The sequence below is a fragment of the Thioclava dalianensis genome (assembly GCF_000715505.1).
GTDB lineage: Bacteria > Pseudomonadota > Alphaproteobacteria > Rhodobacterales > Rhodobacteraceae > Thioclava > Thioclava dalianensis.
In genome coordinates, this window is record NZ_JHEH01000001.1 from 58,339 (window position 1) to 83,373 (window position 25,035).

General features: G+C 60.4%; 32 protein-coding genes. 30 read left to right on the forward strand and 2 right to left on the reverse strand.

Annotated elements, in window-relative coordinates:
- Positions 1-26: 26 nt before the first annotated feature.
- From glgC to DL1_RS00435, 28 genes are all read left to right on the forward strand, one after another.
- Positions 27-1,298, forward strand: a complete 1,272-nt coding sequence (gene glgC / locus DL1_RS00320) for a glucose-1-phosphate adenylyltransferase (protein ID WP_038060777.1) — start codon at positions 27-29, stop codon at positions 1,296-1,298.
- Positions 1,299-1,370: 72 nt separating this feature from the next.
- A complete protein-coding gene (gene glgA, locus DL1_RS00325) occupies positions 1,371-2,792 on the forward strand; it encodes a glycogen synthase GlgA (RefSeq protein WP_038060780.1) in 1,422 nt (473 codons plus the stop codon).
- Entirely contained in the window at positions 2,789-4,801 is a 2,013-nt protein-coding gene (gene glgX, locus DL1_RS00330) for a glycogen debranching protein GlgX (protein ID WP_038060784.1), read from the forward strand. Before glgA ends, glgX begins: the two co-directional genes overlap by 4 nt.
- 2 nt (positions 4,802-4,803) lie before the next feature.
- Positions 4,804-6,429 (forward strand): alpha-D-glucose phosphate-specific phosphoglucomutase, encoded by a 1,626-nt coding sequence (locus tag DL1_RS00335; protein ID WP_038060787.1) that lies wholly within the window; start codon positions 4,804-4,806, stop codon positions 6,427-6,429.
- A 245-nt stretch (positions 6,430-6,674) separates the two neighbouring features.
- Positions 6,675-7,868, forward strand: coding sequence for a hypothetical protein (locus DL1_RS00340; RefSeq protein WP_051693213.1), 1,194 nt, complete (start codon positions 6,675-6,677; stop codon positions 7,866-7,868).
- A gap of 1,481 nt (positions 7,869-9,349) precedes the next feature.
- Complete coding sequence (locus DL1_RS00345; protein ID WP_143081738.1) at positions 9,350-9,610, forward strand: hypothetical protein; 261 nt, start codon at positions 9,350-9,352, stop codon at positions 9,608-9,610.
- A gap of 2 nt (positions 9,611-9,612) precedes the next feature.
- Entirely contained in the window at positions 9,613-9,849 is a 237-nt protein-coding gene (locus DL1_RS00350) for a hypothetical protein (protein WP_038060793.1), read from the forward strand.
- 107 nt (positions 9,850-9,956) lie between these two features.
- Positions 9,957-10,172: a hypothetical protein gene (locus DL1_RS00355; protein WP_143081739.1), complete on the forward strand. Its 216-nt coding sequence runs from the start codon at positions 9,957-9,959 to the stop codon at positions 10,170-10,172.
- Positions 10,162-10,779, forward strand: a complete 618-nt coding sequence (locus DL1_RS00360; RefSeq protein ID WP_038060797.1) for a hypothetical protein — start codon at positions 10,162-10,164, stop codon at positions 10,777-10,779. Before DL1_RS00355 ends, DL1_RS00360 begins: the two co-directional genes overlap by 11 nt.
- Positions 10,776-11,480 (forward strand): ATP-binding protein, encoded by a 705-nt coding sequence (locus tag DL1_RS00365; RefSeq protein WP_038060800.1) that lies wholly within the window; start codon positions 10,776-10,778, stop codon positions 11,478-11,480. The genes DL1_RS00360 and DL1_RS00365 overlap by 4 nt, the downstream gene beginning before the upstream one ends.
- Before the next feature lie 121 nt (positions 11,481-11,601).
- A complete protein-coding gene (locus DL1_RS21460; protein WP_156022712.1) occupies positions 11,602-11,751 on the forward strand; it encodes a hypothetical protein in 150 nt (49 codons plus the stop codon).
- A gap of 10 nt (positions 11,752-11,761) precedes the next feature.
- On the forward strand, positions 11,762-11,887 hold the full coding sequence (locus tag DL1_RS22205; protein WP_281244641.1) for a hypothetical protein: 126 nt from the start codon (positions 11,762-11,764) through the stop codon (positions 11,885-11,887).
- A gap of 13 nt (positions 11,888-11,900) precedes the next feature.
- On the forward strand, positions 11,901-12,719 hold the full coding sequence (locus tag DL1_RS00370; RefSeq protein ID WP_143081740.1) for a major capsid protein P2: 819 nt from the start codon (positions 11,901-11,903) through the stop codon (positions 12,717-12,719).
- Positions 12,720-12,772: 53 nt separating this feature from the next.
- Entirely contained in the window at positions 12,773-13,240 is a 468-nt protein-coding gene (locus tag DL1_RS00375; protein ID WP_038060806.1) for a hypothetical protein, read from the forward strand.
- Between the two features lie 13 nt (positions 13,241-13,253).
- Positions 13,254-13,430 carry a hypothetical protein gene (locus DL1_RS21465; protein WP_156022713.1) on the forward strand — a complete coding sequence of 59 codons (177 nt, stop codon included), beginning with the start codon at positions 13,254-13,256 and terminating at the stop codon, positions 13,428-13,430.
- On the forward strand, positions 13,412-13,813 hold the full coding sequence (locus DL1_RS00380) for a hypothetical protein (protein WP_038060809.1): 402 nt from the start codon (positions 13,412-13,414) through the stop codon (positions 13,811-13,813). The genes DL1_RS21465 and DL1_RS00380 overlap by 19 nt, the downstream gene beginning before the upstream one ends.
- Positions 13,813-14,412: a hypothetical protein gene (locus DL1_RS00385; protein WP_038060811.1), complete on the forward strand. Its 600-nt coding sequence runs from the start codon at positions 13,813-13,815 to the stop codon at positions 14,410-14,412. Before DL1_RS00380 ends, DL1_RS00385 begins: the two co-directional genes overlap by 1 nt.
- Before the next feature lie 10 nt (positions 14,413-14,422).
- Positions 14,423-15,022, forward strand: a complete 600-nt coding sequence (locus tag DL1_RS00390; protein WP_038060814.1) for a hypothetical protein — start codon at positions 14,423-14,425, stop codon at positions 15,020-15,022.
- The gene (locus DL1_RS20695; protein ID WP_156022714.1) at positions 15,019-15,684 is read left to right on the forward strand and encodes a hypothetical protein; all 666 of its coding nucleotides are present in this window, start codon (positions 15,019-15,021) and stop codon (positions 15,682-15,684) included. The genes DL1_RS00390 and DL1_RS20695 overlap by 4 nt, the downstream gene beginning before the upstream one ends.
- Entirely contained in the window at positions 15,684-15,938 is a 255-nt protein-coding gene (locus DL1_RS00400; RefSeq protein WP_038060817.1) for a hypothetical protein, read from the forward strand. Before DL1_RS20695 ends, DL1_RS00400 begins: the two co-directional genes overlap by 1 nt.
- Complete coding sequence (locus DL1_RS20700; protein ID WP_051693215.1) at positions 15,935-16,735, forward strand: lysozyme family protein; 801 nt, start codon at positions 15,935-15,937, stop codon at positions 16,733-16,735. The genes DL1_RS00400 and DL1_RS20700 overlap by 4 nt, the downstream gene beginning before the upstream one ends.
- A gap of 10 nt (positions 16,736-16,745) precedes the next feature.
- Positions 16,746-16,922: a hypothetical protein gene (locus DL1_RS21470; protein ID WP_156022715.1), complete on the forward strand. Its 177-nt coding sequence runs from the start codon at positions 16,746-16,748 to the stop codon at positions 16,920-16,922.
- Positions 16,923-17,054: 132 nt separating this feature from the next.
- Complete coding sequence (locus DL1_RS00410) at positions 17,055-17,240, forward strand: Pam3-gp28 family putative phage holin (protein WP_038060820.1); 186 nt, start codon at positions 17,055-17,057, stop codon at positions 17,238-17,240.
- 355 nt (positions 17,241-17,595) lie between these two features.
- Positions 17,596-18,291, forward strand: a complete 696-nt coding sequence (gene rpe / locus DL1_RS00415; RefSeq protein WP_038060822.1) for a ribulose-phosphate 3-epimerase — start codon at positions 17,596-17,598, stop codon at positions 18,289-18,291.
- Between the two features lie 12 nt (positions 18,292-18,303).
- On the forward strand, positions 18,304-18,858 hold the full coding sequence (locus tag DL1_RS00420) for a thioredoxin family protein (RefSeq protein WP_038060824.1): 555 nt from the start codon (positions 18,304-18,306) through the stop codon (positions 18,856-18,858).
- Positions 18,855-19,523, forward strand: coding sequence for a phosphoglycolate phosphatase (gph, locus tag DL1_RS00425; protein WP_038060826.1), 669 nt, complete (start codon positions 18,855-18,857; stop codon positions 19,521-19,523). Before DL1_RS00420 ends, gph begins: the two co-directional genes overlap by 4 nt.
- A gap of 177 nt (positions 19,524-19,700) precedes the next feature.
- Entirely contained in the window at positions 19,701-20,141 is a 441-nt protein-coding gene (locus tag DL1_RS00430; RefSeq protein ID WP_038060829.1) for a protein tyrosine phosphatase family protein, read from the forward strand.
- 184 nt (positions 20,142-20,325) lie between these two features.
- Positions 20,326-21,114, forward strand: a complete 789-nt coding sequence (locus DL1_RS00435; RefSeq protein ID WP_051693216.1) for a helix-turn-helix transcriptional regulator — start codon at positions 20,326-20,328, stop codon at positions 21,112-21,114.
- 58 nt (positions 21,115-21,172) lie between these two features.
- Here DL1_RS00435 and tsf read toward each other — a convergent pair whose 3' ends face one another.
- Together tsf and rpsB are read right to left on the reverse strand one after the other, a co-directional pair.
- Positions 21,173-22,054, reverse strand: coding sequence for a translation elongation factor Ts (gene tsf, locus DL1_RS00440; protein WP_038060832.1), 882 nt, complete (start codon positions 22,052-22,054; stop codon positions 21,173-21,175).
- Between the two features lie 72 nt (positions 22,055-22,126).
- Complete coding sequence (rpsB, locus tag DL1_RS00445) at positions 22,127-22,897, reverse strand: 30S ribosomal protein S2 (protein WP_038060835.1); 771 nt, start codon at positions 22,895-22,897, stop codon at positions 22,127-22,129.
- 295 nt (positions 22,898-23,192) lie between these two features.
- On the opposite strand from rpsB, the gene DL1_RS00450 reads away from it, so the two are divergent.
- Both DL1_RS00450 and DL1_RS00455 read left to right on the forward strand, forming a co-directional pair.
- Positions 23,193-24,092, forward strand: a complete 900-nt coding sequence (locus DL1_RS00450; protein WP_038061469.1) for a PfkB family carbohydrate kinase — start codon at positions 23,193-23,195, stop codon at positions 24,090-24,092.
- On the forward strand, positions 24,089-25,009 hold the full coding sequence (locus tag DL1_RS00455; protein ID WP_038060838.1) for a pseudouridine-5'-phosphate glycosidase: 921 nt from the start codon (positions 24,089-24,091) through the stop codon (positions 25,007-25,009). The genes DL1_RS00450 and DL1_RS00455 overlap by 4 nt, the downstream gene beginning before the upstream one ends.
- Positions 25,010-25,035 lie beyond the last annotated feature (26 nt).

Genomic DNA, 25,035 nt, shown 5'->3' on the forward strand with positions numbered 1-25,035 from the left:
TTTTCATCAATTGGGAGGGGGAGAGAATGAAACCACAGCCAAACACGCGCCTGAGCGCGCAGGCCATGGCCTTTGTCCTGGCGGGCGGTCGCGGCAGTCGCCTGATGGAGCTGACCGACCGACGCGCCAAACCTGCCGTCTATTTCGGGGGCAAGACCCGGATCATCGATTTCGCGCTCTCCAACGCGCTCAATTCCGGTATTCGCAAGATGGCGATCGCGACGCAATACAAGGCGCATTCGCTGATCCGCCATGTGCAGCGCGGCTGGAACTTCTTCCGTGCCGAGCGCAACGAATATCTTGATATTCTTCCCGCAAGTCAGCGCGTGGCCGATAGCCGCTGGTATCTGGGTACTGCCGATGCGGTTGCGCAAAACATTGATATCATTGATGATTACGGTGTGAAATTCGTGATCATTCTGGCCGGCGATCATATCTATAAGATGGATTACGAGGTCATGCTGCAAGAGCATGTCACGACCGGCGCGGATGTCACCATCGGTTGTCTGACCGTACCGCGCACCGAGGCTAAGGCTTTTGGGGTGATGGCGGTCGATGCCAAGGGGCAGGTCACCGAGTTTCTCGAAAAGCCGAAAAACCCACCCGGGATGCCAGATGATCCAGAAAACAGTCTGGCCTCGATGGGGATCTATGTCTTTGACTGGGCCTTCCTGCGCGATCTGTTGCGCCGCGATATGGAGGACAGCAATTCCAGCCATGATTTCGGCCATGATCTGATCCCCGATATCGTGAAGAACGGGCGCGCGATGGCGCATAAGTTTTCCGATAGCTGCGTGACATCGGGGCTGGAAACCGAGCCTTATTGGCGCGATGTGGGCACCGTGGATGCCTTCTGGCAGGCCAATATCGATCTGACCGATTTCACGCCCAAGCTCGATCTTTACGACAATGCCTGGCCGATCTGGACCTATGCCGAGATCGTGCCGCCCGCGAAATTCATCCATGACGAGGATGATCGGCGGGGCTCGGCGGTCTCATCGCTGGTTTCGGGCGATTGTATCGTGTCGGGCTCGGAAGTGCGCCATTCGCTGTTGTTCACCGGCGTGCGCGCGCATAGCTTTTCGGCGCTCGATCAAGCGGTTGTTTTGCCTTATGTCGATATCGGGCGGCACGCGAAGCTCAGCCAATGCGTGATCGATCGCGGGGTGCAGATCCCGGCGGGTCTCGTGGTGGGCGAAGATCCCGAAGAGGACGAGAAGTGGTTTCGAAGATCGGAAGGCGGCGTCGTTCTGATCACGCAACCAATGCTTGACAGGCGCGCCGCCGCGCTGGATTGAAAAGCGGGCAGGGCGCGCGGGTGGTATCACCGGTTTGCGCCTGTCCGCGCACTGTGGAGCGATTGAAAACGCATGAAAAAAATCCTCTCCGTCGCCTCCGAGGCCGTCCCGCTGATCAAGACCGGAGGCCTGGCCGATGTGGTTGGCGCCTTGCCCGGCGCACTGGCGCCGCTCGGGTGGGAAATGCGGGTGCTGATCCCGGCCTATCGCGGAGTTATAAAACTTCTGAAATCGAAGAAATCGGTTTGGCAGACGCCGGATCTCCATGGTGGCGAGGCCCGTCTGATTGAGGGTCGTATCGCCGGTCTGTATGTGCTCGCGCTCGACGCGCCGCATCTCTATGACCGCGAGGGCGGACCGTATTCCGACGCGGCGGGGGATTATCGCGACAACGCCACGCGCTTTGCGGCGCTTTGTCAGGTGGCAGCCGAGATCGCGCGCGAGGGTGTGGCGGGATGGCGCCCCGATCTGGTCCATGCCCATGACTGGCATGCGGGGCTCGTGCCGTGGTATCTGCGCGATGAGACGATCCCAACGGTGCTCACGATCCATAACGTCGCCTTTCAGGGCCGGTTTGCGCGCAGCACGCTTGAGGTGATGCAGCTTCCCGAGGCGGATTTTCATCGCGATCGGGTGGAATATTGGGGGGATGTCTCGACCCTGAAGGCAGGTTTGATGGGCGCGGATGCGATCACCACGGTCAGCCCGCGCTATGCGCAAGAGCTGATGCGGCCTGAATTCGGTATGGGGCTGGAGGGCGTGTTGCAACTGCGCGCAGATCGCCTGCACGGCATTCTCAACGGCATCGATCCCGAGCTGTGGTCGCCCGAGAATGACCCGCATATCGTCTCGTTCTCGGCCACGAGAATGCAGGGAAAAGAGCGCAATAACAAAATGTTGCAAGAGGAATTTCAGCTAGATGTGGAAGGGCCATTGGCGATCCTTGTCAGCCGGTTGACCGATCAAAAGGGGATCGATCTGATTGCCCCCGCGATTGAGCCGTTTCTTGACGCGGGCGGCGGGCTTGTGGTGCTGGGCTCAGGCGATCGCCGCGCAGAGGCCGCGATGCTCGATCTGGCTGCGCGCTACCCGTCGCAGGTGGGTGTGCGGATCGGCTATGACGAGGCGCTGAGCCATCGGATGTTCGCAGGCGGTGATGCGGTTCTCGTGCCCTCGCGGTTCGAGCCTTGCGGGCTCACCCAGCTTTACGGGCTGCGCTACGGCTGTCTGCCGGTGGTCGCGGCAGTGGGTGGGCTGGCCGATACGGTGATCGGGCTCACGCCTGCGACCGAGGCTGCGAAGACCTCCACGGGCTTTGTCTTTCACCCCGTCGATGCGCTGGCCTTGCGTCAGGCACTGGCGCAGGTAACTGCGCTTTACGCCGATCCGAAGGCATGGGCCGCTACGGTGCGCCGGGCGATGAAAACCGATTGGGGCTGGGCGCGCTCGGCTGAGCGGTATGCTGCATTGTTTCAAGGGTTGCTGAGTCCATGAAAATCGAGGCCGGGCAGGCGGGTCCGCTGGGAGCGACGCTAAGCGCAGACGGCGTGAATTTCGCTGTGACCTCTGAGCACGCGGAACGTATCGAGCTGTGCCTGTTTGAGGGGGAGCACCAGCATGTGCTGGATCTGCCTCGACGCAGCGGGCCGGTCTGGCATGGCTTCGTGCCGGGGCTGAGAGAAGGCGCGCGCTATGGCTTTCGCGCCCATGGCCCTTGGGCGCCCGAAGAGGGGCACCGATTCAACCCCGCAAAGCTGTTGATCGATCCATATGCCCGCGCGCTGGACGCGCCGCCGGTTTGGCAGGCGGCGATGGCTCCGGGCAAAACCCGGCCCGATCCGCGCGACTCCGGCCCCGTGATGCCAAAATCCATCGTCTGCGCGGCCGCGCATCCCGATTGGCAGCGCCCGGGCCATGCGTGGCAGGACAGCGTGATCTATGAGGCCCACCCCAAAGGGCTGACGATGGAGCACCCCGACATCCCGGAGGTGCTACGCGGCACATGGGAAGGGCTTGCAAGCGATCCGATCCTTGCGCATCTGAACGGGCTTGGCGTCACCGCGATCGAGCTGCTGCCGAGTTGTGCCTTCATTGATGACAAGTTCCTCGTCGAGAAGGGGCTGCGCAATTACTGGGGCTATCAGCCCGTTGGCTTCTTCGCCCCCGAGCCGCGCTATTGCGGGTCAGATCCGCGCGGCGAATTCCAGCGGATGGTGCAGCGCTTTCACGGCGCGGGGATCGAGGTGATCCTTGATGTCGTGTTCAATCACACAGGCGAGGGCGATGCGCGCGGCCCGGTTCTGAGCCTGCGCGGGCTCGACAATGCGAGCTATTACCGTCTGACCGAGCGTGGCGCGTTTATCAACGAGACCGGCACTGGCAACACGCTCGATCTGTCCAATCCGCTCTGCCTGCGTCTGGTGATGGATTGCCTGCGCTACTGGGTGACCGAGATGGGCGTGGACGGCTTTCGCTTCGATCTCGCATCAACCCTTGCGCGCGGTGTCTCGGGCGCGGTCGAGCCTCGGTCCGCATTTCTCAGCGCAGTCACGCAAGATCCGGTGCTGAGCGGCGTCAAGCTGATCGCAGAGCCTTGGGATATCGGGCCGGGCGGCTATTTCCTGGGCGGCTTTCCGCATCCGTTTTGCGAATGGAACGACCGGTTTCGCGACGATCTGCGGAAGTTCTGGCGCGGCGATGCGGCAATGGCGGGCGATCTTGCGCGGCGCGTGGCGGGCTCGGCCGAGATCTTTGACCACCATGGACGGCTTGCGACAGCCTCGGTGAATTTTCTGACGGCGCATGACGGATTCACCCTGCAAGACCTTGTCAGCTATGACGAAAAGAAAAACGAGGCGAATGGCGAGGGCAATCGCGACGGCCATGGCGAGAACCATTCGCAGGCGCTGAGCGACCCCGAGGCACAGGCTGCGCGCAAACGGGCCTTGCTGGCGAGCTTGCTGCTTAGCCAAGGCGTGCCGATGCTGCTGGCGGGCGATGAGCTGGGCAATTCGCAAGGGGGCAATAACAACGCCTATGCGCAGGACAACGCGATTGGCTGGGTGAATTGGCGCGAGGCGGATGCGGGGCTGATCGCCTTCACGCGCCGGCTGATCGCATTGCGCGCGGCTCATCCGGTGCTGCGTCAGACGCGGTTCTTGCATGCGCTGCAACGCGCGCAGGACGGCCTGCGCGATCTGGTTTGGCGGCTGCCCTCGGGCGAAGAACCCAGCCCCTCGGAGTGGAACGATCCCGAGCTGCGCTGTATCGGCGTTGAGATCCGCGGGGCCGCCGAGGGCCTGTCGCAAGAGGCAGGCGACACGGCGCTTTATCTTTTGTTCAACGCAGGCGCTGCTTGCGAGGCGCGCTTACCGCCCGGAGACTGGGCGCTGGAGCTTGATACCGCCGATCCCGGTGGCACAGAGCCGCCGAAAACTGCGCTCAGCACTTGCCTTGCCGCGCAATCCGTCCAACTGTTCCGCCAAAGGCCAGCTCAGGAGTGACCATGACCCGCCACGCGACCACGCCGATCGACGGACAAAAGCCCGGAACCTCGGGATTGCGGAAGAAAACCAAAGTCTTCATGGAGCCGGGCTATCTGGAGAACTTCGTCCAGGCGACCTTTGACGCAATCGGCGGGATTGCCGGCAAGACCCTCGTGCTTGGCGGCGACGGTCGCTATTTCGGGGCGCAGGCTGCGGCCACGATCTGCAAGATGGCGGCGGCCAATGGGGCCGCGCGGTTGATTGTGGGGCAGGGTGCGTGGCTCTCGACGCCCGCCGCCTCGCATCTGATCCGCAAGCGCGGTGCCGATGGCGGGCTGATCCTGTCGGCCAGTCACAATCCCGGCGGTCCCGATGCGGATTTCGGGGTCAAATATAACATGGCCAATGGCGGTCCCGCGCCGGAATCGGTGACCTCTGCCATCTATGCGCGTACGCAAGAGATTACCGAATATCACATCCTCGACGCCGCTGATCCCGATTTGCAGAGCGTGGGCGAGACGCGGCTTGGCGAGACAGCTCTCGAAGTAATCGATCCGGTTTCCGACTACGCCGATATGATGGAAAGCATATTTGATTTCAAAGCGTTGAAGACGGTTTTTCAATCGGGATTCCGGATGCGCATGGATTCGATGTGCGCGATCACCGGGCCCTATGCGGTTGAGATCCTTGAACGTCGTCTTGGCGCGCCTTCAGGCACTGTGAGCCATGAGACGCCGCTGCCCGATTTCGGCGGCATGCATCCCGATCCTAATCCGACTTGGGCGCATGAGTTGATGACCGAGATGATGGGAAGCGGCGCGCCTGATTTCGGCGCGGCCTCGGATGGGGATGGTGACCGCAACATGGTGGTTGGCGCCGGGATCTATGTCTCGCCCTCCGATAGCCTCGCGGTACTGGCCGCGAATGCGCATCTCGTGCCGGGTTATAGCGCGGGGCTCAAAGGAGTGGCGCGCTCGATGCCGACCTCGGCTGCGGTGGACCGCGTGGCCGCCGAGATGGGGCTCGATTGTTACGAAACTCCAACGGGTTGGAAGTTTTTCGGAAACCTGATGGATGCCGGGCGGGTCAGTCTGTGCGGTGAGGAAAGCTTTGGCACAGGCTCGGATCACGTGCGCGAAAAGGACGGGCTCTGGGCTGTGCTGATGTGGCTCAATATTCTGGCGGTGCGCAAGATGAGCGTGACCGAGGTGATGGCCGACCACTGGGCGCGTTTTGGCCGCAACTACTATTCGCGCCACGACTATGAGGCGCTGCCGACTGAGCAGGCAGAGGCGATGCTGGCCGATCTGCGCGGCAAGCTTGGAACGCTGAAAAGTCAGACATTCGAGGGGCTTACGGTCGAGAGTTCAGATGAGTTTTCCTATGAAGACCCGGTCGATGGCGCGATCTCGAAGGGGCAGGGATTCCGGATTCTGTTCGAGGGCGGCTCGCGGGTCGTGTTGCGCCTGTCGGGCACGGGCACCGAGGGCGCGACGCTGCGGGTCTATCTGGAACGCTACGCGGCGGGGCCCGACGGTCTTGATCTCGACCCACAAGACGCGCTTGCGCCGATCATCCTTGCGGCAGAAGAAATCGTCGGCATCCGTGCGCGCACCGAGCGCATCGGCCCGGACGTCATCACCTGACGCCTGCGCGCGGGTGTCAGGCCACGGCCGCACCCGCGCGGGGAGTCAGATTGCGCAAATCCGTGGCAATCTGTGACATTTCACGTCAATTCGCCGTCTCGGGCCATGTTTTAAGGCATTAAATCGCCGTTAACCTTTTGTTCGTCACGAGGCTGTGACCAACTGACCGCAGTTTGTGAAAACGCACTGGCAGCGAACCAATTGGCACGCGGTCCTAAGTAGCGCGCTTCGAGAGGGGATAGCCCATGAGAATTGTCGGTATTGATGTGACCCGGTCCGTGGCGATCTTCATGGCGATGGGAAGCCACGCTTTGATCGCGGCCAACGCCTATGCGTTCCTACATGGACCAGGGATCGACACCCTGCGCTTTGCGATCCAGATGGCGCCACCGATCTTCATCATCCTCTTTGGGACGATGCTCGAATTCGTCTATGTCCCACGCGCACGCGCCGGAAAATTCGAGCAGTGCTCCGCGCGCCTTGTCTCGCGCGCGCTGCAATGCTGGGTGCTCTATGCAGTTTCAGTTCTGGTTTTGTGGCGTGTCGACCCGCAAGTGTCGCTCTTATACTCGATCTCGACGATCCTGATGATGGGGATCACGCCATTCACCGATATCCTTAAATTCTATGCGCTGGCCTTGTTGTTAGCGCCGCTAATCATCGGTCTGCGCTTGCGCTTTGGTCTGCTGCCAATCGCGCTCGTGGCGGTTGCAGTCCATCTTGTCTTTCCAATCCTGCACGCGATACCGGCTCCGAAAGAGTTCGGTTTCCCAAAAGAGATCAATCGCTTGGCGATGTTCTTTTTCGGGATTGGCGACGCAAAGCTCGGCGGTCCTTCGGTGCTGCACGGCCTGTCTCTTGTGGTTTTTGGGATGGTGTTCGGATCGATCTTCTCGGCGCGCTCGAACGGGCCCGCGCTTTCGGCAAGCACGCTGGAGCGCAAGGCGTGGTATGTGCTTGCGGGGGCAGGGACACTCGCCCTCGTCCAGCTCTTCGTGATCGACCGAGAGACGATCCACGGCATCGCGAATATGCAACTGCGCATGGAGAGCCATCCGATCTATTTCCTGTCCGGCGTGATCTGGGCGTATTTCACAACCGCCTTGCTGATCCTCGTGACCCTGAAGGCGCGCTTCATCCCAGAGCGGTTCTGGGAGAGCTGCAATTTCTTTGGACGCACGAGTCTGTTCACGTTCTCCTTCGGAAATATGGCGTTCTATATCCTGCGCGGACATCCCGACACGTTGCAGCAATCGCTGTTGCTAACACTTCTCGGCCTCGTCGTCGTGACGCTGATGAGTTTCTTCTTTGATCGCTACGCCAGACGGGGTGGACGGTTCGCGGCGTGGCTCGCATCGATCCGCATGCTGTCTGACAGGATCGGTGCGGCTTGCGTCGCATGGGTCTTTGCGAAGGGTATGTCCCGGCGTTCAAGTTGACCCGAGGGGGCGTAGATTGGCTGAATTTACCGCTCTCTCTCGCCTCTATATGTAAAGCTTATAATCTGTAATATGCTGAAAACGCTCAACTTTTTACAAAAACGCTGTAAAAAAGGGGGGCGGCGGGCCACCAGTCCGTTTGCTCAGTGGAACCGGAGGGTGGCCGACACACCCGACCAAGGATGCATCACCGCAAAGCGGCCTTTCATTTATGTATAATATGACGGGGGCATAGTCAATAATGGCACATGGCAAATGGATCACCGATTTTGAGAAAGATTGCATCCGCATAGGCAAAGCGGCGGGCCTCGATAATGCGACTATAGCAAGGGCTTTGCGACGCAGGCCGGGGGCGATCTCAGCGCATGTGACGCGCATGACGAATGATGGCACAATCGGCAATCTTCCGCTTGTCTTTATGGTAGATGACATAGCGGAGGTTATACGCCGGGAAGGGGCGCGCAAATGAAGCGTGATCCACTCTGGACGCGCCATGGCTTCCAGTCAGACCAAGAATACAAGGCCGCATGTGCCGCAACGAGGGCCACCCGCAAAGCGGCGTTTCTGAATACGAGATCAAAGGGAGCGCATCAGGCAATATTGCGGGCAATATGGGATAAGGCCGATTTTCATCGCCCTGTTGTGACAATCACGCGAGAGCAAATAATTGAGAAGACAGGGTGTTCACTATCCACAGTGCGCCGCGCCCTTATCGATCTCCGCACCGAAGGTAGTATCAAGCCGATACGCAACTGGAAGGGCGGGCGCTCAATCCCTACAACATGGCTCCTATCTGTGCCGGGCCAGTCAAACAGTCCTTCAGATCAGCACATAGCGGCGCGCGAGGCAGAGAAGGCGCGCGAGGCAGCTTGGCGCTTTCTATCGGGCAAGTATGGACCCGCAAAGGCTTTAGAAATCATGGATGCAGGCGGGGAGGCCTGAGCCGATCCAAGAGAGCCAAGACAGCGGCCCCGGCATCGCGCCGGGGCTTTTTTGTGCCTGTGGATAACTAAGGGGTGTGAGCAATAAAGGGGGTTCATTTTGAACGCTAAAGGGGGTTCATTTTGACACTTAAAGGGGGTTCATTTTGCGCCCCCCCTCCAAGGATTACCAAGTAATCCTACCTTATGTGGCGCTGCGCGCACCGGGCCTGTCGGCCCTGCGCAGCCGGGGAGAAGGAAAGGGAGGATAGGGCGGTTGAACCGCTCGGGCCGGGTTGTGCTGAGAACGGGCGAGGGTTGAGGCGCTGCGCAGAATAGGCGGGGGAAGCGCGTGAGGAAAGCGGGAGACCCCCAAAAAAGGGGGGCTGTGTGCGCAAGTCGGGTGTTTCTAGGGGGTAGGGAGGGAAAAGGCGGTATTTGCCCCCTGACGCGAAAAAAGAGGGGGTTTTGCGAAAATTCTAGATTGTGACGAATTGTTACTGGATAACATAACGACACAATGAGGGATTGAGGGACCGTATGAAAAATCAACCGGGGGCGTTGCTCGCAGATCGGGCAATGAAGCTGAGAGCGCGCGCGGATGCGCTGAAAACTGCGCCGATCTTGTCGCGCATGTCAGGGGCGCAGGAACTGGCCGACGATCTGGCGGGGCTGGTCTGTGAAATGGCGTCGCGGCTCGATGCGCTGACGCCGTTCGCTGATGAATGCCCCCCCTGCCGTGATCAACATCAAGGGGGAGGGGATAACCCCTTGATTTCTGGTGACGACAATCGCGGCGACATGCCGAAAGGGGAGGCGTGAAAATGGCAAAATCTGGGTTTGTGGTGGCGGCAAACATCAATGGTCTGGGCGCGCGTCGGCACTTTGTGAAGGCGCTCACGCCGATTGAGGCGCTTCGCAAGGTGCGCTTGGCATATCGGGGGCGCGGGGTTTCGGGCGAGTACGTCCAGCCGCGCGACGAATACGAGGCCGCGCGCAAATTTGAGGCACAACAGCGCAAGCGCGAGCGCGCATCAAAGCGCGGCGGGGTGGCGGCATGAGCGGCGGGCCTAAGCAGGTAATCGGAAAACTGAAATGCCCGTGCTGTGGCAAGGTTGGGGCTGTGACGCTCACCGCCAAGGGCGGCGGGTATTTCATGTGCCGCAATATGCTTGATCCCGATGCTTTTTGTGGGGTGCGGGTCAATATCGCTCAGAAAAGCGCACGCAAAATGTTTGGCGACAAGCTGGATCAGATCGCGCCAAAGGTGGCGCCGATCTCGGGCGACAAGATTGCGGCGGCAAACGTCAACGCGCCGCCAGTGGCAAACACGAATGCCGCGCCGGAAGTGAAAAAAGAGGGAGGAAATTTCCTTGGATACTGAGCAACACAAAGCCGCCGATTTCGGGCCGGTCGAGGACATGGACGCCGCGAACATGGACGCCGCGCCGGATGATGGCGCGGCGCACTTGGCAGACTTCCGCGCGCCTGACATCGGAGGCGAAAACAGCGTTGAGCATGACGTTGTGAGCGCAGGAGAGGAAGGCGAGCAAGGCGACGAACTGGACGCCGCGCCCGATCTTATGGGCAAAGATAGCTTCTGGGTTGTGTTCAAGGCGGTGTTTCAAATTCCGGGCGGTATCGTGCCGGACTTCGCACCGCTGGCGATCCAGCCGGAGGAAGAAGCGATTGCGCGGCCTGCGGCTGACGCCTGCCATGATCTTCTTTCGATCTACTATCCGAAGGCGCTTATGCCGATGGGCGACACGTTCGCACTCGTGCTGACGGCTGCGCCGTTCCTGATGATGAAGATCCAGTTGGTTCGCACGATCTTGGCAGATCGGGCAGAGCGCGCACAGCGGGCCGCACGAGAGGCGCAGGCTGCGCGCTATGGGAAAGCACCTGAGCGCAAGCAGGCCGACAATGAGAGCGCACCGCCCACAGGCGGACCATCGCCCGTGTCGTGGATGGATCAGGAAGCGGCGGCATGAGCGCGCGCAGTAACGCTGGCCGCATAGGTGTATGGGGGCGCAGCGGATCGGGCAAATCCAGCTATGTTAAGAATAAGCTACGCGGCGTGCGCCGCGTGGTGATCTTTGACCCGCTCGCAGAGTATGGCGGCGAGGGGTTCCGGGTGATCGAGCACCGCGCGCATGGTCTGGACGGGGTGCGCGTCCAGATGGCGGCAAACTGGCGCGGGTTCCGGCTGGCCTATGTGCCACCCTCAGGACGCGAGGCGGCGGCGCTCTCGGGGCTGTCGCGCTTGTTGATGGCGGCGCAAGAACCATTCAGGGCCACGGGACGGGGCGCGCAGATAACGCTTGCAGTTGAGGAACTGAATATGTCGTTTACCGTCAACGGCGGGGCAAATCACGCGCCCGGATTTGCAGAGATATGCAGCCGGGGACGGCATTACGGTATCGAGGTTATCGGCATCTCGCAGCGGATCGCAGAGGTGGCTACCCGGTTTCGCGGCAACTGCACAGAAACTGTCGTTTTCCCGCAGAAGGGCAAGCGCGATCTTGACGCGGCGGCGGCGGAATTGGGCGTTGATGTGGCTCAGGTCCGGGGGCTGCAAAACCTGCATTATCTACACGAGCAGGGCGGCACCGTCACCGCTGGCTCTATCGTGCATAAGCGCATCCCAGCCAACGAGAACGGCCCGCCTCAAAAAAAACGCAAGCGCGCGTGATTTTTTCAACGTTTCTAACATAGGATAAAGCTAAGATTTCATAGATTTGCACGGTGCTTTTTGACCGTGCCAGAGAAGCCCCACGCAGAAGCGATGGGGCTTTTTTCGTTCGGGGGCAGAAATGGCGAAACAGTTTGTTGTGACCGTGTTGGCCGGTGTGGCGGCGTGGTGGGCTATCCAGCAGCTCAAGGCGCTGCAATCGGGTGGCGGCGCAAATGATCTCGCATCCGCAATCGGCATGAATGAAGCGCAATCCGAAACATATGTTTAAGGGGGCCAAGATGGTCAAAAAAGGTGATGTGAAGGCCGTGGCGGTGGTCATGGTCGGCGTGATGCTCGCAGGCTTCGCGATGTATCAATTCCGCGATATTGGCCTCGTGAGCCAAGCGCGCAACGGCTACAACTGAGGGGGGCGCAGATATGACGCGATCCCTTAAGAAAATGCCAACGCCGCTTGGTATCGGCGCGGGTCAAACCGCATCGGTAAACCTGCCTTTGGGCCTCACCTATGAGCGCCTTTATATCCGCTGCAATGCCAAGATCGGCGCGGCGGCGGCGGCTGATGTGGTCGCGGCTGACTGGTCGAGCGTGATTGATGAAATCCGCCTGATGGTCAACGGCGATGCGCGTATCACGATTGACGCGGCGGACCTCGTGAAGCTCAACAGCTTTTATGGCGATGCACCGCTTGCGGGCGTCCTTCCGATCTTCCTTTCTCGCCCGTGGATGCGCACGATTGGCGGCGAGGATCAGACCGGATACGGAACGGTTGGCATGGCGACTTTCACGCTTGAGATGGATATCAAGGAAGGCGTCACAATCAACAGCTTGACGGTATCCGCCGTGCAATCGCCCGCGAAAGCCTTTGGCGCGCATCTGCGCATTCAGAAGTTTGCGCGCAATCAGGGTGTGACCGGCACGGCGGAAATTGCGGACATTCCGCGTGGCCCCTATGCCATGCTCGCGATGCACGTCAACACCGACAAAATCGGCACTGTCGAAGTGCAGACCGATCAGCGCAAAATCGTGGAAAGCGACAAGGCAATTCGCGCGACCCATTATGATCTTGCCACGCGCGTGCCGCAGGCGGGCTTTACGCATATCGACTTCCTGCCGGAAAATCGCTTGTCGGAAGCCCTGCCGATGGCGCTGCAAGATTTCCGCGTGAAACTTGATTTCGAGGAATCGGGCAACTTCGCGATTTACACGGAAAGCCTTGTCGGTGCGCCCGCGTCCTGATCGAGCGGGGCGGGCTTAAGGCCCGCCCCGGATATTTTTCCTAGGGGGTATCAATGGCAACTCAGGGTTATCAATTTTCGGGGGTTCCGTCTGTGAACCTGTCGCCCGATCTGGCCATCCGCTCGGGCGGTGTTTCGTTCGGCACCGGCAACACTGCGACAAGCGCGCAAACTGGATCGGGAGTTCTCTCCGATCTGGGCAACTTCCTTTCGACGTTTTCGACTGGATCGCCCGCAAGCTCTGCACCCGCCTACGCAAGCGGCTACAACGTGACTGGTGGTGTCGTGACTGGTCCGGGGCAAGTCTCAACGTCTCAAATCGACGGTCAAGCAAGTTGGCAAAACAGCATGCAAAATGGCCTTGCTGGCATTCTTTCGATGATCGGCGCGCACGGCGATCAACAAGGGGCCACGGTGCAGCCCGCGAGCTATCAGACTGGCGGAAAAAGCGGCACGGATTGGGGTGTTATCCTCTTCCTCGTGGCAGGTGCCGGGTTGGCGATCTATGCCGCAACAAAGTGACGCGGGGGGAAGCATGATCCCAAGTTTGAACCTGTCGTCGGGCCCTGCGGTTTCGGGGGGGCCGACGTCCTCGGGCGCGGGCACAACGGGCGGCTTTTACTACAATTCGAGCGACTGGAAGCAAACCGCCGCAAAGGTGGTTCCGGTGGTTCTGGTCGCGGGGGCGGTGTGGTGGCTTCTGAAACGCTGAGTTTTTCGCCGCATCCGTGGGGGCCGCTTGTGGAAAGCTACCTGTGCCAGATCGAGAGCGCCCCGCGTCACCTCGACGTGTGGCGCGATCAGGTAGCAAGCGGCGAGGCTCAGGCGCTGTTGATCTGTGACGGCTCAGAGCCTGTCGGCGTCATGATCTGGTCTGTTGAGCGCGAGCCGTGCGGCGCTGTGATCGTCGCCAACGCGGTTGCGGGGCGCGCGCGGGGGCATGACCTCACCGCCGCTTGCATAGCGTTTATGAAATCGACGGGCCGCGCGGTCGGCGCAGTCGCGTTGCGGTGCTGGACTGATCGCAAGGGCCTTGTGCGCAAGTGTGAGCGGCACGGGATGCGGGCCAGCTATGTCATTGAAGGGGGCCTATAGTGGGAAGCTCAAGCAAGACGGCGCAATCGAGCGCGACCACGACAACCGACAATCGGATGATTGCCGACAATGGGGCCACGTCCGTTAATTCCGGCGGCGGCTCGGTTTCGATCCACTATGTCCCAGATGAAGCGTTTGATCTGGCAAACTCGGCACTGTCGAGCATGGCCGGGGCGGGGCGTGATGCGGCTGGCGCGATCTATGACGCGACCGGGCGCGCGATCAGCGAAAATTCGGATACGTCCCGCTATGCCTTGGGGCAGGTGGGCGACACGAGCAACAAGGCAATCTCGGCAAATTCCGATCTTTCCCGCTATGCAATTGGCGCTGTCGGAGACGCCAGCAATCAGGCGATGGGCAATTATTCCGATCTGTCGCGATACGCGATTGGGGCGGTGGATGATGCGAGCGAACGCGCGCTGAGCAGCAATCAAGAGTTTGCCCGCTATGCGCTCTCGCAGGCAACCGGAGCAATCCAGCAAAGCGCCGCAAACAGCCTTGCGGCCTCAAAGACGGAAAGCGCGCAACTCGGTGACAAGCTGGTCAAGATCGGCATCCCCGCGGCTGTGCTGATCTTTCTCGCAAGCCGGATGAAATAAGGGGAAGAAAATGACCGATAAACGGATTTCCTACGCAGTTCGCGATTTCACAGTGCCGCCCGGTGCGACAATTTCGGCCGTCCGGGATGCAGGCTTCGTGTCTTGCCTCGACGCAAGCGACAAATTCAAGATCAGCTTTGACGATGGCACTCAAAACGATTTTGAGGCGGGATTGACCTACCGGCCCGCCGCAGGTTTCACGCGGCTGGCGATCCACAACCCGAATGAAAACACCCTGACGGTGCGCCTCGGTCTGGGCAAAGGCAATATTGCAGATGCGCGGGTCACGATCAGCGCAGGAAACACGCTCGCGACACGCGAGCGCAACACCGATCTTTTGACAACGCCCGCGCCGGTCAGCGCCGCAAATGGTGCAACAACCTTGCTTGCAGGTGCCGACGATCTGCGCCGGGAAATCATGGTTGTGTCGCCAACGGATGCGGGGGGCGCTGTCTTTGTCGCTGGTAGCGCTGATGCAGTGTCGGGGCAGGGTGTCCCGATCCTGCCCGGTCAGGCTATCACCCTTAGCACCGGAGCGGCGGTCTATCTGCGCAACGACACGGGCGCAGCGGTCAACATTGCAGTTGCTGAAATGGGGTGGAGCGTATGAGCGGAATGGGGGCCGTGCCGATCCTTGCCGGGTCTATCAAAACTGAGCACCTTGCCGACAATGCTGTGACCTCGCCAAAGATCGGTGTGAACGAGGTGAAAGGGACGCATATCGCCGGGAGCGCTGTCGGGAACGTCCATCTTGCCAACAATGCTGTGACCTCAACCAAGATTTCCGGGGGTGCTGTCGGGACCGGCCAGCTTGCCGACGATGCTGTGACCTCGCCAAAGATCGGTGTGAACGAGGTGAAAGGGATGCATATCGCCGGGAGCGCTGTCGGGACCGTCCAGCTTGGCAGCGGTGTCGTGACCTCGGACAAGATCGCTGGGGGCGCGGTTGGAGCGAGCGAGCTTTCCAATAATTCTGTTGCAAGCTCAAATCTGAAAAATGGCGCTGTTAATGCAGTGAAACTGGCAGCAGACGCTGTAAGTTCAAAAGTCGCCCAGATTGGGGCAAATGATATTGGCAGCGTCGGATTCTTCAGTTGCGGTCAGTACAATTTGAGCCCTGGCGGTCTCGTTGCTGGGTCAAAACTGGCCTGGGGCGGCGTCGGTGCGACGAGCACGGCAAATACATCCAACACACCGCCGGGAACATGGAAACTTTTGGGCTATCCCAAAAACTCTGCATCGGCATTCACGGTGCTACGGAGGGTTTCTTGATGGACTGGAACAACACAGAAATCAGCGCAACAGAACGTTATGCGGCAGCGATTGTTGAATGGAAAAGTCCTGTATTTGCAAATGCTCAAGGATCGCTGATCGACATCACCATGAATCACCCGATTTTCGGGGCGATCCCGTTCACGCTCGACAAGAACGATTTGCACGCCGAATTTGACACGGCCCAACTTTTCGACGCGATTACGGCGGCGGGAAACATTGCGCCATATGTCGCGCCGGATGAAACACCATGAGCGCCGCGAAAGCGATTGCCGCGATGATGGCAACGGCAGCGGGGTGGTTCGCCTATGAGCGCCACAAGGGACAGGCCGCGCAGGATCAAACGCCGCGTGTGATCTACGTGTCAGACCCGCAGCCCGCGCAAAGCGGGTCTGGTGAAGGCGCGGCAATTTTCGGGCTTTTGGGATCGATCCTGCCGGGATTGCTTGGCGGTGGTACGAGCGCGTCCAGCGGATCGAGCGGCACACTGTCAGACTTGGGCGGTATGCGCGCGGCCAGTGGATCAAACGGGGCAACAGCAAGCACGGGGAGCAGTATGGGCATCAGCTCAATTCTTGACGTGATCGGGCGCGCGGAAGCGCCGGGCGGATATGATACGGTTTACGCGGGGTCGAAAGTGCGACCCTCGCGACCGATCACCACAATGACGGTTTCGCAGGTGATGGACTGGCAGCGATCGAGCATTGCGGCGGGGTCGGTATCGAGCGCGGCGGGCCGATATCAGATCATCTATAAGACGCTGCGCAGCCTTGTTTCGCGCGGGGTTCTCTCTGCCGGTGAGTTGTTCAATGCATCGGCGCAAGATCGCGCCGCGCACTCGCTTATTCAGGGGCGCGGCCTGTCCGACTATCAGTCGGGCAATATCAGCGCGCAGCAGTTCGGAAACAACCTGGCGAAAGAGTGGGCGGGCTTGCCAGTCGTCAGCGGATCGAACGCGGGCCGCTCATACTATGACGGCTACGCCGGAAACAGCGCGACCGTATCGCCCGCCGATGTGCTGGGCGCACTTTCGGGCGGCACTTGGACCTAGGGGGGGAATCATGCCTGTTATCGTTTGGGGGGTTCTGGCCGTGGCTGGGGCGTGGGGCGTGGGCTACGCCGCAGACAAGGCCGGGGACGCGGCGGGCCAAGGGGCCAAGCTCGCGAAGTGGGGTGCGGTGGCTGGCGGGGTCTATCTTGGCTACCGCGCCGCGAAGGCCGGGGGGTATCTCAAATGAACTTTTCTCCTGAAATGGTCATGAGCCTTGCAAATGTCGGGCTGTTGACCGGCATCTTTTTTCGCCTCGGCGGAATGTCACGAGCGCAGGACGATTTTTCGCGTCGGCTCAATAACTTGGAAGGAAAAGCGAATGTTTAAAGCACTGTTCACGCGCCCGGTTGTGGCGGGGGTTGTCCGTCACATCGTCGGCGCGGCTGGCGTCTATCTCGTGGCGCATGGCGTTGACGCCGATCAGACCACGCTTGATGCGATCTCGGGCGGTCTGGTGGCAATGGCAATGCTCGGATGGTCGGTTTTGGACAAGCCCAAAGCCTGACTCTTAAGGCGTTGTAAATGCGTAATTTTAGGCCCGTCACGCTGTGGCGGGCCTTATTTGTGAACATTTTCTAGTGTAACGGGGGGTTGACTATTCATAACTGATACGAATAGAAAACAGCTAGATATGAAAGTCCGATAATCTGTATTATGTAACTTAATTAGATGAGATGTGTAGGCTAAGTACCTATTTTACATATACTTCCTCCATCTGGCATCCGAGGTTTCTGCATCAGACGCCTGCCATGACACCCGTTATCGCCAAAAATGACCTCCAACGCGGTTGCAGTGGATGGCTTTTGCCCGCTATTGCATGAGCGCAGCCAGTGCACGCGTCATCCGCCGAGGAGAGTTTCATGAGCTTCGACCGTTCCATCAAGATAGCCCCGTCGATCCTGTCCGCCGATTTTGCGAGTTTCGGCGCCGAGATCCGCGCCATTGAGGCTCAGGGCGCCGATTGGGTGCATGTCGATGTGATGGACGGCCATTTCGTGCCCAACCTCACCTTTGGCCCGCCCGCGGTGAAAGCGTTTCGTCCGCATGTGAAAACCGTCATGGATGTGCATCTGATGATCGCGCCGGTCGATCCCTATATCGAAGCCTATGCTGAGGCCGGTGCCGATCTGATCACCGCGCATGTTGAGGCTGGCCCGCATATCCATCGCACGCTTCAGGCGATCAAGGCGCAAGGCGTCAAGGCTGGTGTCGCGCTCAATCCGGGCACTCCGGCCGAGGCTGTCGCAGACGTTCTGGATCTGTGCGACATGGTTCTGGTTATGACGGTGAACCCCGGTTTCGGCGGTCAGAAATTCATTCATTCCGGCATCGAGAAAACCCGTAAGGTCCGCGCGATGATCGGCGATCGCCCGATCCATATCCAGATCGACGGTGGCGTGACGCCCGAGACCGCGCCGCTGGTGGCCGAGGCTGGTGCGGATGTGCTGGTGGCGGGATCTGCGGTGTTCAAAGGCGGCTCGGTCGACCGCGCCGATATCTATGGTGACAACATCCGTGCGATCCGCGCCGCCGCCGAGGCTGCACGCTCAAACTAAGGAGACGTTTTCATGGCTGTGACCCCTCCGATTTGCGATTTTGGCTGGAAAGCCCCCGGTTTCACGCTGCCTGCGACCGATGGCGTACATTACAGTCTGGACGATATTCGCGGCCCCAATGGTACGCTGATCATGTTCATCTGCAATCATTGCCCCTATGTGCAGGCGATCCTCGACCGGATCGTGCGCGATGCGGCGCAATTGCAGGAAGCAGGCATCGGCGTGGCTGCGATCTCGGCGAATGACGTTGCGGATTACCCCGAGGACAGCTTTGAAAACATGGGGAAAATCGCCAAGGATCACGGGTTTTCCTTTCCCTATCTCTATGATGAGAGCCAAGAGGTCGCCAAGGCCTTTGGTGCGGTCTGCACCCCCGATTTTTTCGGGTTCGATGCGCGGGACGGGCTGCAATATCGCGGCAGGCTCGATGCATCGATGCGGCAGGCTGGCCCGTCGGATGCGAAGCGCGAGCTTTATGAGGCGATGATCGGCGTGGCCCGCACGGGCGCTGGCCCACGCGAGCAAATCGCCTCGATGGGCTGCTCGATCAAGTGGAAATCCGCGTGAGCGCGCCCTGCGTTATCTTCGATCTGGATGGCACGCTGATTGATTCCGTGCCCGCCATCCACGCAATTTCCAACACCGTTCTGCGCGAGATGGGACTGGCCGAGCTGTCCGAGCCCAAGGTGCGCTCTTTCGTGGGCAAAGGCGTTCCGAACCTCGTGCGACAATTGCTGATCGCCTCGGGCAAGGATCCAGACGGTCCGCTCTTTGCGCAAGCCGAAGCGGCGCTGCTGGCCCATTACGAGACGGATCTGGAGGGCAACACGCCCTACCCTTTCGTCATTGAGGCGCTCGATCAGCTCTCCGAGATGGGCTGCGCGCTTGCGATCTGTACCAACAAGCCGCTCAAGCCCGCCGAGGCCGTGCTGGATTATCTTGGTCTGCGTGAGCGGTTCACGCTGGTCCTGGGCGGCGACAGCCTACCCAGCCGCAAACCCGATCCCGAAATGCTGCGCGCCTGTCACGTCAGGCTTGGCGGCGGTCCGATGGTTTATGTCGGCGATTCCGAGGTCGATGCGCAGACAGCAGAGAACGCGAATGCGCCCTTCGTGCTCTACACAGAGGGCTACCGTCACACCCCAGTGCAGGATTTGCCCCATCAGGTCGCATTCGCCGACTACCGGATGTTGCCCGGTATCATTGGGCGTTTTCAAAAAGATACAGCGTGATCTTCACCTTAATACTGCACTGATTTCGAGGGTTTAAACCGTACGGCGGGCAAACTGCTTGCAGAGTGGTGCGCGGACGGGTCAGATATAGCGCAGATCGGGCACCTGCGGAATTCCTCAGTTCCGCCGCCCTCCCGCGCCAAAGCTGGACCAGCCAGAGCAACACAGGATACGGATATGGAACCGCACAAACTTTCGGACGATTTCACCGTTTCGCCGCAGATTGATCCGGCGGATATCGCGACTTTGGCCCAAATGGGCTTTCGTACGCTCATCAACAACCGACCCGACGCGGAAGTGCCCGACAGCCATAGCAGCGATGTGATGGCCGAGCATGCGGCGGCGGCCGGACTGGCCTATCACTACCTGCCGTATTTTCCGGGCATGATGACGCCCGAGCTGATCGCGGCCTATGAGGACGTGATGGCAGAGGCGGAGACACCAGCCTTCGCCTATTGTCGCTCAGGTACGCGCAGCTCGCATCTCTGGGGCATCGATCAGGCCGGTCGGATGCCGGTTGCGCAGATCCTCGAGGCCGCAGCGCAGGCTGGCTATGATCACGCCCCGCTTGTGCCGCTGATCGAGATGCATGCCGCAAACCGCAAGGCCACAGGCTAACTGCCTCGATTCTGGGCACCCTGCCCTAACTTTGTCGCGATCATTTTGTAGAGCGAGGATATCGCAAAATAAAATTCCCGACCTTCGCGTCAATTTTCGTTTATGCTTACCCGAGGTTAACCAAAAAATGGGCGATAAGAGTAAGCAAGAGCAAGAGATTAACTCTTCAGGGACGGCGGTAGACATGTTGGCGTTTTGTGAAACGGTTCTTAACTCAAAGGACGTAAAGGCGATTTGGGATTTGCACTGCCGGGAGATGGCCCGGTTCGGCTTTGATCGCCTGATCTACGGATTCACGAGTTTCCGAACCGAAAAGCACTATGGCGATCTGAGCGACATGCTCATTTTGTCGAATCATTCTCAGAAATATCTCGATGAATTCCTGACCTCCGGGCTGTTCCGGCATGCCCCGATGGTGCGATGGGCGAACACCCATGAAGGGGCGATGTCGTGGCGTATCGTCGCACAGCGCGTCCGCCAGCAAGAGCTCACGTCCGAGGAAATCGCGGTGCTCGATCTTAACAACAGGTACGGCATCCGCAGCGGCTATTCCATCGGCTTTGGCGATCCGTCAAGCCGGGCGCGTGGTGGCATGGGGCTGGTTGGGCGCGACGGCATGAGCCAGGACGAGGTGGATCGTATCTGGCACGAGAACGAGCGCGAGTTGATGGCGATGAACACGCTTGTGCATCTGCGGATCTCGACCATGCCCTTTGCAACGACACGGCGGGCGCTTACGGATCGGCAGCGCGAGGTGCTCGAATGGGTGGCCGATGGCAAGACCACCGCCGATATCGCGCTCATCATGGGCCTGACGACCTCGACGGTCGAGAAACACCTGCGGCTCGCACGTGAAGCGCTGGATGTCGAGACCACGGCTCAGGCCGTTATGAAGGCCTCGGTGCAAAAGCACATCTTCATGACCGCGCCGCCCTATAAAAGCGAAGTCCTGACCCAGTGCAGCTTCCCATGAGAAACGCCGCGCTCCGGTCAGGAGCGCGGCGTTCGAAATGCTTAAAGCATCGCGTGGATTACTTGCCAGCGGCGGTCTTGGCGACCTCGGCTGCAAAATCCTCTTCTTTCTTCTCGATGCCTTCGCCCACTTCCATGCGCACGAAACCGGTCACTTCGACGCCAGCTTCTTTGGCGGCTTCTGCGACGGTCAGGTCAGGATTGACCACGAAGGCTTGATTGAGCAGCGTGACCTCGGCGACGAATTTCTTCATCCGGCCTTCGATCATCTTCTCGATCACGGCTTCGGGCTTGCCCGACTCGCGTGCGATATCCATCTGGACGGCTTTTTCCTTCTCGACCACTTCGGGGTCCAGATCAGCTTGCGAGAGCGCAGCGGGGTTGGTCGCCGCGATATGCATGGCGATCTGTTTGCCGATGCCGTTATCGGCGCCGTTCAGCGCGACGAGCACGCCGATTTTGCCCATGCCATCGGTGGCGGCGTTGTGCACGTAATGCACCAGCGTGTCGCCCTCGAGCACATGCATCCGGCGCAGCGTCATGTTTTCGCCGATCCGCGCGATCGCGTCGGTCAGGACGTCGTCGACCGTCTTGCCGTTGAGGTGGGTTGCCTTGAGCACCTCGACATCTTCACCGGTTTGCAGAGCCAGATCGGCGATTTCGCCTACGAGCTTCTGGAAGTCAGCGTTCTTGGCGACGAAATCGGTCTCGGAGTTGACCTCGATGGCCACGCCTTTGCCGTCATTGACCGCAACAGCCACAAGACCTTCAGCGGCAACGCGACCCGATTTCTTGGCCGCTTTCGCGAGACCCTTGGTGCGCAGCCAGTCAACGGCGGCATCCATATCGCCATCCGTTTCGGTAAGCGCTTTTTTCGCGTCCATCATGCCTGCGCCAGTGGATTCGCGCAGTTCCTTAACCTGAGCGGCGGTAATCGCCATGGTCGGATCTCCTTCGTGAATGATTGGAGGGCGGGGTACCCCGCCCTCATGTCATTTGGGTAACAGCTTGGATCAGCTCTCGGCTTGCGCCTCTTCGAGGGCCTCTTCCGACGGGGTGTCGGTGAGCGCGCCGAGATCGACGCCAGCCGCGCCCATCTGAGCCGTCATGCCGTCAAGCGCTGCACGCGAGACCAGATCGCAATACAGAGCGATCGAGCGGGCCGCGTCATCATTGCCCGGAATGATGTAATCAATGCCGTTGGGCGAGCAGTTGGTGTCAACCACGGCCACAACCGGAATACCCAGTTTCTTGGCTTCGGCGATTGCGAGGTCTTCCTTGTTCACGTCGATCACAAACAGCAGGTCCGGCAGACCGCCCATTTCGCGGATCCCGCCAAGCGAGGCCTGCAGTTTCGTCTGATCGCGCTCAAGGCCCAGACGCTCTTTCTTGGTCAGGCCCTCGGCACCGTCAGCCAGTTTCTCGTCGATCTCGTTGAGACGTTTGATCGACTGCGAAACGGTTTTCCAGTTGGTGAGCGTGCCACCCAGCCAACGGTGGTTCATGTAATATTGTGCACATTTCTCAGCGGCATCCGCGATCGGCTTGGCAGCCTGACGCTTGGTGCCCACGAACAGCACGCGGCCGTTCTTGGCGACGGTGTCGCGCACGACTTGCAGAGCAGCATCCAGCATCGGGACGGTCTGGGTGAGGTCGAGAATGTGGATCCCGTTACGCTCGCCATAGATGAACTCGCCCATGCGGGGGTTCCAGCGTTGCGTTTGGTGACCATAGTGAACGCCAGCTTCCAAGAGCTGACGCATGGAGAAATCGGGGAGCGCCATGTCCATTTTCCTTTTCCGGTTTGCGCCTCGGCAGAGGTTTTCAGGGCAAAAGCCCCAACCGGTGGACCTTTGAGGATGTCTCCCTCATTGGCCCGCCTCCGCCTGTGAAGTGCGCGCCATATAGACGCTGGTTTCACCCAAGACAAGCCCTTTGCGCCATCTTCCCGCGGGTTTCGCCCTGCCCCGCCGATATCTGCGCAATTTGCGGCGCGAAGACCCGGTCACGTGCGGATCACGGGCCACGCAGTCGAATGTCTCTCTTGCGCGCAAAGCCACGAAAGTGCAATCGGAGGCTATGAACGACTCTCCTGACATATTGTGCATCGGTTCGGTGCTTTGGGACATTATTGGCCGCGCGCCCGTGCATATGCATCTGGGCTCGGACGTGCCGGGCCGGATTGAGCGGCTGCCGGGCGGCGTTGCGATGAATATCGCGATGACGCTGCGCCGCTTTGGCCTGCACCCCGCCATTCTCACGGCCCTTGGACGCGACAGTCAGGGGGCTGATCTGATCGCCAATGCCGAGATGCTGGGGATTGATTGCGCCTATCTCTACCGCTCCGACGATCTGCCCACGGATCGCTACATGGCGATTGAGGGCGCGAACGGTCTGATCGCGGCCATTGCCGATGCTCATTCTCTCGAGGCCGCGGGCGACAAGATTTTGGCCCCGCTCGCCGATGGGCGGCTTGGCAGCGCCGAGCAGCCGTGGTCCGGTCCGGTGGCGCTGGACGGCAATCTGACCGAGGCGCTGATCTCGCAAATCTCGCGCTCGCCGCTCTTTGCCCGCGCCGATCTGCGCGTGGCGCCCGCCAGCCCGGGCAAGGCCGAGCGCCTGACGCCGCTGCTCTCGCATGCAGCCGCCACGCTTTACGTCAACCTTGAGGAAGCGGGCATCCTGTGCCAGCGCAATTTCAAAAGCGCCGAGGCTGCCGCCGAAGGTCTGCTTGCGCGCGGCGCGCATCGGGTGCTCGTCACCGATGGCGGGCGTGCAGCGGCCGATGGTTCGGCGAGCGATGGCGGCGTGATCTCATCCGCCCCGCCTTCCGTCCTTGTCACCCGCGTGACAGGTGCGGGCGATACATTCATGGCCGCCCATCTGGTGGCCGAGAGGCGCGGCAGTCCGCGCGCCGAAGCCCTTGAGCGCGCGCTGATCGCAGCCGCCCGTTACGTTTCTGGAGAACTTGCGACATGACCCTTCCCCTGACCTTTTCCGCCGATGTCCGTGCAGCCCTCGATGCAGGGCACCCCGTCGTCGCGCTCGAATCCACGATCATCACCCATGGCATGCCCTACCCGCGCAACCTTGAGGCCGCGCAGGCCGTTGAGGCCGAAGTGCGCGCCGCAGGTGCCGTGCCCGCGACCATCGCGGTGATGAACGGGTCGATCCAGATCGGTCTTGAGGCGGACACGCTCGAAGAACTCGCCCGCACCAGCGGCGCGATGAAGGTCAGCCGGGCCGATCTGGCCGTGTGCATCGCGCGCGGGGCCGTTGGCGCGACGACCGTGGCTGCGACTATGATCTGCGCCGATCTGGCGGGGATTTCGGTCTTTGCCACCGGCGGCATTGGCGGCGTGCATCGCGGGGCTGAGGAGAGCTTTGACATCTCCGCCGATCTTCTGGAGTTGGGCGCGACCCCGGTCAGTGTCGTCTGTGCGGGCGCCAAAGCCATTCTCGACATCCCCAAGACGCTCGAAGTGCTTGAAACCCATGGCGTGCCGGTCTTTGCCTACGGTCAGGACGATTTCCCCGCCTTCTGGTCGCGCAGCTCCGGGCTTGGGGCGCCGCTGCGCGCCGACACCGCAGCCGAGATTGCCGCCGCCCACATGATGCGCGCGACGCTCGGTCTGCCCGGCGGGCAACTCATCGCCAATCCGATTCCGCAGGACGCCGAAATCCCGCGCGCCGAGATCGTCCCGGTGATCGAGCAGGCGCTCGCAGAGGCCAGCGCGCAAGGGATCGCCGCCAAAGAGGTCACGCCTTTCCTGCTCCAGCGCATCTTTGAGCTGACGGAGGGGCGCTCGCTTGAGGCAAATATCGCCCTCGTTTTGAACAATGCGCGGCTTGGGGCCCAGATTGCGGGCGAAATTGCCACGGCACGCGCCCGCTGAACACACGACCCATTGTCGGACGCGCA

Coding starts and splice junctions, on each gene's coding strand:
- DL1_RS00335 (WP_038060787.1), top strand. CDS start 4,804: ATGACCCGCCACGCGACCACGCCGATCGACGGACAAAAGCCCGGAACC.
- DL1_RS20695 (WP_156022714.1), top strand. CDS start 15,019: ATGAGCGGAATGGGGGCCGTGCCGATCCTTGCCGGGTCTATCAAAACT.
- DL1_RS00370 (WP_143081740.1), top strand. CDS start 11,901: ATGACGCGATCCCTTAAGAAAATGCCAACGCCGCTTGGTATCGGCGCG.
- DL1_RS00365 (WP_038060800.1), top strand. CDS start 10,776: ATGAGCGCGCGCAGTAACGCTGGCCGCATAGGTGTATGGGGGCGCAGC.
- DL1_RS00390 (WP_038060814.1), top strand. CDS start 14,423: ATGACCGATAAACGGATTTCCTACGCAGTTCGCGATTTCACAGTGCCG.
- DL1_RS00375 (WP_038060806.1), top strand. CDS start 12,773: ATGGCAACTCAGGGTTATCAATTTTCGGGGGTTCCGTCTGTGAACCTG.
- DL1_RS00355 (WP_143081739.1), top strand. CDS start 9,957: ATGCTTGATCCCGATGCTTTTTGTGGGGTGCGGGTCAATATCGCTCAG.
- DL1_RS00450 (WP_038061469.1), top strand. CDS start 23,193: ATGAACGACTCTCCTGACATATTGTGCATCGGTTCGGTGCTTTGGGAC.
- DL1_RS00420 (WP_038060824.1), top strand. CDS start 18,304: ATGGCTGTGACCCCTCCGATTTGCGATTTTGGCTGGAAAGCCCCCGGT.
- DL1_RS20700 (WP_051693215.1), top strand. CDS start 15,935: ATGAGCGCCGCGAAAGCGATTGCCGCGATGATGGCAACGGCAGCGGGG.
- glgC (WP_038060777.1), top strand. CDS start 27: ATGAAACCACAGCCAAACACGCGCCTGAGCGCGCAGGCCATGGCCTTT.
- DL1_RS00430 (WP_038060829.1), top strand. CDS start 19,701: ATGGAACCGCACAAACTTTCGGACGATTTCACCGTTTCGCCGCAGATT.
- tsf (WP_038060832.1), bottom strand. CDS start 22,054: ATGGCGATTACCGCCGCTCAGGTTAAGGAACTGCGCGAATCCACTGGC.
- rpe (WP_038060822.1), top strand. CDS start 17,596: ATGAGCTTCGACCGTTCCATCAAGATAGCCCCGTCGATCCTGTCCGCC.
- DL1_RS00400 (WP_038060817.1), top strand. CDS start 15,684: ATGGACTGGAACAACACAGAAATCAGCGCAACAGAACGTTATGCGGCA.
- DL1_RS00410 (WP_038060820.1), top strand. CDS start 17,055: ATGTTTAAAGCACTGTTCACGCGCCCGGTTGTGGCGGGGGTTGTCCGT.
- rpsB (WP_038060835.1), bottom strand. CDS start 22,897: ATGGCGCTCCCCGATTTCTCCATGCGTCAGCTCTTGGAAGCTGGCGTT.
- glgA (WP_038060780.1), top strand. CDS start 1,371: ATGAAAAAAATCCTCTCCGTCGCCTCCGAGGCCGTCCCGCTGATCAAG.
- DL1_RS00350 (WP_038060793.1), top strand. CDS start 9,613: ATGGCAAAATCTGGGTTTGTGGTGGCGGCAAACATCAATGGTCTGGGC.
- DL1_RS00340 (WP_051693213.1), top strand. CDS start 6,675: ATGAGAATTGTCGGTATTGATGTGACCCGGTCCGTGGCGATCTTCATG.
- DL1_RS21465 (WP_156022713.1), top strand. CDS start 13,254: ATGATCCCAAGTTTGAACCTGTCGTCGGGCCCTGCGGTTTCGGGGGGG.
- DL1_RS21470 (WP_156022715.1), top strand. CDS start 16,746: ATGCCTGTTATCGTTTGGGGGGTTCTGGCCGTGGCTGGGGCGTGGGGC.
- DL1_RS21460 (WP_156022712.1), top strand. CDS start 11,602: ATGGCGAAACAGTTTGTTGTGACCGTGTTGGCCGGTGTGGCGGCGTGG.
- DL1_RS00435 (WP_051693216.1), top strand. CDS start 20,326: ATGTTGGCGTTTTGTGAAACGGTTCTTAACTCAAAGGACGTAAAGGCG.
- DL1_RS00455 (WP_038060838.1), top strand. CDS start 24,089: ATGACCCTTCCCCTGACCTTTTCCGCCGATGTCCGTGCAGCCCTCGAT.
- DL1_RS22205 (WP_281244641.1), top strand. CDS start 11,762: ATGGTCAAAAAAGGTGATGTGAAGGCCGTGGCGGTGGTCATGGTCGGC.
- glgX (WP_038060784.1), top strand. CDS start 2,789: ATGAAAATCGAGGCCGGGCAGGCGGGTCCGCTGGGAGCGACGCTAAGC.